The sequence below is a fragment of the Actinomycetospora sp. genome (genome assembly GCF_055612215.1).
The window spans coordinates 1-2,950 of sequence record NZ_JBVPVA010000755.1 but is presented as its reverse complement, the minus strand read 5'-3'; the positions used below and the strand labels follow the sequence as shown (position 1 = coordinate 2,950).

General features: G+C 74.4%; 5 protein-coding genes. 2 read left to right on the top strand and 3 right to left on the bottom strand.

Going from position 1 to position 2,950, the window contains the following annotated elements; genetic code table 11:
* The coding region (locus AC0CYZ_RS20570) for a DsbA family protein (protein ID WP_472218708.1) at window positions 1–584 on the top strand (584 nt) is incomplete at its 5' end.
* A 93-nt stretch (window positions 585–677) separates the two neighbouring features.
* Window positions 678–1,157 carry a redoxin family protein gene (locus tag AC0CYZ_RS20565; RefSeq protein WP_472218706.1) on the top strand — a complete coding sequence of 160 codons (480 nt, stop codon included), beginning with the start codon at window positions 678–680 and terminating at the stop codon, window positions 1,155–1,157.
* A gap of 19 nt (window positions 1,158–1,176) precedes the next feature.
* On the opposite strand, the gene AC0CYZ_RS20560 is transcribed toward AC0CYZ_RS20565, so the two are convergent.
* The 3 genes from AC0CYZ_RS20560 to AC0CYZ_RS20550 form a co-directional block, all read right to left on the bottom strand.
* Window positions 1,177–1,410, bottom strand: coding sequence for a hypothetical protein (locus tag AC0CYZ_RS20560; protein ID WP_472218704.1), 234 nt, complete (start codon window positions 1,408–1,410; stop codon window positions 1,177–1,179).
* A gap of 104 nt (window positions 1,411–1,514) precedes the next feature.
* Window positions 1,515–2,201, bottom strand: coding sequence for a TetR/AcrR family transcriptional regulator (locus AC0CYZ_RS20555; RefSeq protein WP_472218702.1), 687 nt, complete (start codon window positions 2,199–2,201; stop codon window positions 1,515–1,517).
* A gap of 5 nt (window positions 2,202–2,206) precedes the next feature.
* Window positions 2,207–2,431 (bottom strand): hypothetical protein, encoded by a 225-nt coding sequence (locus tag AC0CYZ_RS20550; RefSeq protein WP_472218700.1) that lies wholly within the window; start codon window positions 2,429–2,431, stop codon window positions 2,207–2,209.
* Between the last annotated feature and the right edge of the window lie 519 nt (window positions 2,432–2,950).

Here is a 2,950-nt window from a genome sequence, read left to right as displayed (position 1 = left end):
GCAACCGGGTCCTGCTCGGCGACGCCGACCCGCTGGTCGACCTCGCGGACCCCGTCGACCCCGAGCGCGACCACATCCGGGGACCTCTCGACGCCCCCGTCACCGTGGTCGAGTACGGCGACTTCCAGTGCCCGTACTGCGGGCGCGCCGAGCCCGTCGTCCGCGAGCTGCTCGCCGGGCGTGGCGACGTCCGGTACGTCTGGCGGCACCTGCCGCTCACCCCGGTGCACCCCGACGCCGCGCTCGCGGCGGAGGCGGCCGAGGCCGCCGCCGCGCAGGGCGCCTTCTGGCCCCTGCACGACCGGTTGCTCGACCACCAGGACGAGCTGCGCCCCACCGACCTCGAGCGGCACGCCGCCGACCTCGGCCTCGACGTCGAGCGTTTCCGCGACGACCTGCACTCGCCGCTGCTCGCCGAGCGGGTCGCCGAGGACCTCGACTCGGCCGACCGCAGCGGGGTGTCGGGCACCCCCACGTTCTTCGTCAACGGCCGGCGCCACTACGGCGCCTACGACATCGACGCGCTGAGCAAGGACGTCGCGATCGCCCACGCCCGCGCGGACCTCGGGGCGTCCCGGGCGTGATCGTCGCGAGCGGTGGTGGTCGCGGCGCGGCGCTACTGTGACGACGGCGGCTCGACCGACGCGGCCGCCGCCCGACCTCGCGAGGAGCAACAGATGATCGGCGTGGGAGACACGGTTCCCGACGTGACGCTCAAGGCGGTGACGCCCGAGGGAGTCGAGGACGTCAGCACGGCGACGCTGCTGGGCAGCGGCAAGGTCGTGCTCTTCGGCGTGCCGGCGGCGTTCAGCCCGACGTGCAGCGACTACCACCTCCCCGGCTTCGTCATGCGGGCCGAGGAGCTGGCGGCCAAGGGCACCGACCGCGTGGTCTGCGTGTCGGTCAACGACGTGTTCGTCATGGGCGCCTGGGCGAAGAGCCTGCACGCCGACGGGATCGTCATGCTCGCCGACCACGTGGGCGCCTTCACCCAGGCCATGGGCCTGACGATGGACGCGACCGACTTCGGCCTCGGCGTCCGCTCCCAGCGCTACGCCGCGGTCATCCAGGACGGCGTGGTGCAGAGCATCGAGGTCGAGGGCAGCCCCGTCGACCACGAGGTGTCGAGCGCCGACGCGGTGCTGACCCGGCTCTGAGCGCCCTCCGCGGCCGGGGTCAGGCGGTCCCGTCGGGCGCGCGGTGCCACCGCACGACGGTGACGTGCACGTCGTGGAGCTCCTCGGCGTCGAGCTCGGTGCGGCGGCGGTCGGCCTCGGTCGCGGCGCCCACCCCGTCGAACGGGCCGTGGGCGTCGACCGCGCCGGTGTCGGGGTCGGCCACGACGACGAGGTAGCCGTCGCAGGCGTCGACGTCGTGGACCCGCTCGAGCAACATCTCCGTGATCGTCAAGTCAGTCCCTCTCGCGATCGGTCCGTTATCTGACCGTGATGTCGCGCCGGGCCGTCCGAGTGTTAGCCCGTCGTCGTCACGCGACCGGGTGTTGAGACTCGGGCCTACCGCCCCGCCCGCGCACGGGGCGTGACGGCGGCGGCGACGGGCGGCGTCCGGACCAGGTGCCGGGCCACGCGGTGGAGGCGTTCGGCCGCCGGCTCGTCCGGGGCCGGGGCCACCAGGTGGCTCAGCGTCGCGCGCACCAGCGTGTCCGCGACGTCGCCGAGGTAGGTCGCGTTCAGTCGCGGGTGGTGCTCGTGGAGGAACCGCACGAGCACGCGGCGGGCCTGGGCGACGATCGGGGTGCTGCGCGTGGTGAGCAGGGGCAGCAGGCCCGTGTCGTCGTGCGGGCTCGAGAGGATCGCGTCGAGGACCGGGTGGTGGTCCCGGACGCGGACCGCGACCCGCAGGGCCGTCAGCAGGCCGGTCTCCCAGGTCGTGCCCTGGTCGAGGGCGCGCGCGACCTCGACGAGCACCCGGTCGACCTCCCGGGCCACCAGCGCGTCCGCGAGCCCGTTCTTGCCGCCGAACAGCCGGTGCAGCGTGGCGCGTGAGATGCCGGCCCGGCGGGCGAGCTCGGCCAGGCGGACCTGCTGCCAGCCGTGCTCGAGGAGCGCGGAGGCGGCGGTGTCGAGGGCGCGGTCGCGCACCTTGAGGCGGAACTCGTCGCGCAGCGTCGGCGACGCCGGGCTCGTCGTCCCGGACCGCGTCTCCGAGGGCCGGACGTCCGCGATCGGGTCCCTGCGCATCGTCGTCACGAGCGCACCGGCCGCTCGGGGTCGAGCTCGGGCCCGGCGTCGGACCCGAGCGAGCCGTGGACCGGGCACAACGGGTTCACGAACCCGGGGTGGTCGTCATCGGGACCCTGATCGACGGCCTGGTTGAGCAGGACGGAGCAGCGGCAGCCCTCGCTCAGCGCGCCGGGGCTCCCGGGCGCGGCGCGCCGGTCGGTCGTGGGGTCATCGGACAGCTCGTTCATGGGGGTCTCCCTCTGCGGCGGCCTCGGCGCGGTGCGCGTGCGGTGGCATCGCGGGCGCGCTCGAGGCGGTCTCGGGCCGGACGACGTGGGTGTGTCGCCCCGGCCCTGCGACCGGTCTCGTCGTCGGACGACCGTCAGGTGGGCGGGAACAGCGTCGGCGGCACCCAGGACGTGCGTCCTGCGTCCATCAGAAGCCTCCGGGGGGATCGACGACGGAGGGCAGGCACCCGCGGCTCGGGGTGCTGTCGTTCCATCGGGTGTATCGCCGCCGCGTCGGGTTCCGTTACAAATCCGTGATATCGCGTTCTCGACGGCCCTCGGCTCTCAGGTGAGCCTCCGTGGCGGACGAGGCCGCGCACCTGCCGCTCGGAGGGTCGGCGGCCCCCGTGAACATTCTCGGCGCCCCTGCTCAGGGGTGCTCCGGGCGCCCGTGGGGGCGACCGACGTCCTGTTCCTCACCGACGCCCGCTGCCGCATCCCGGCCGACCTCCAGGCGGCGTTCAACGCCTGGAAACAGCA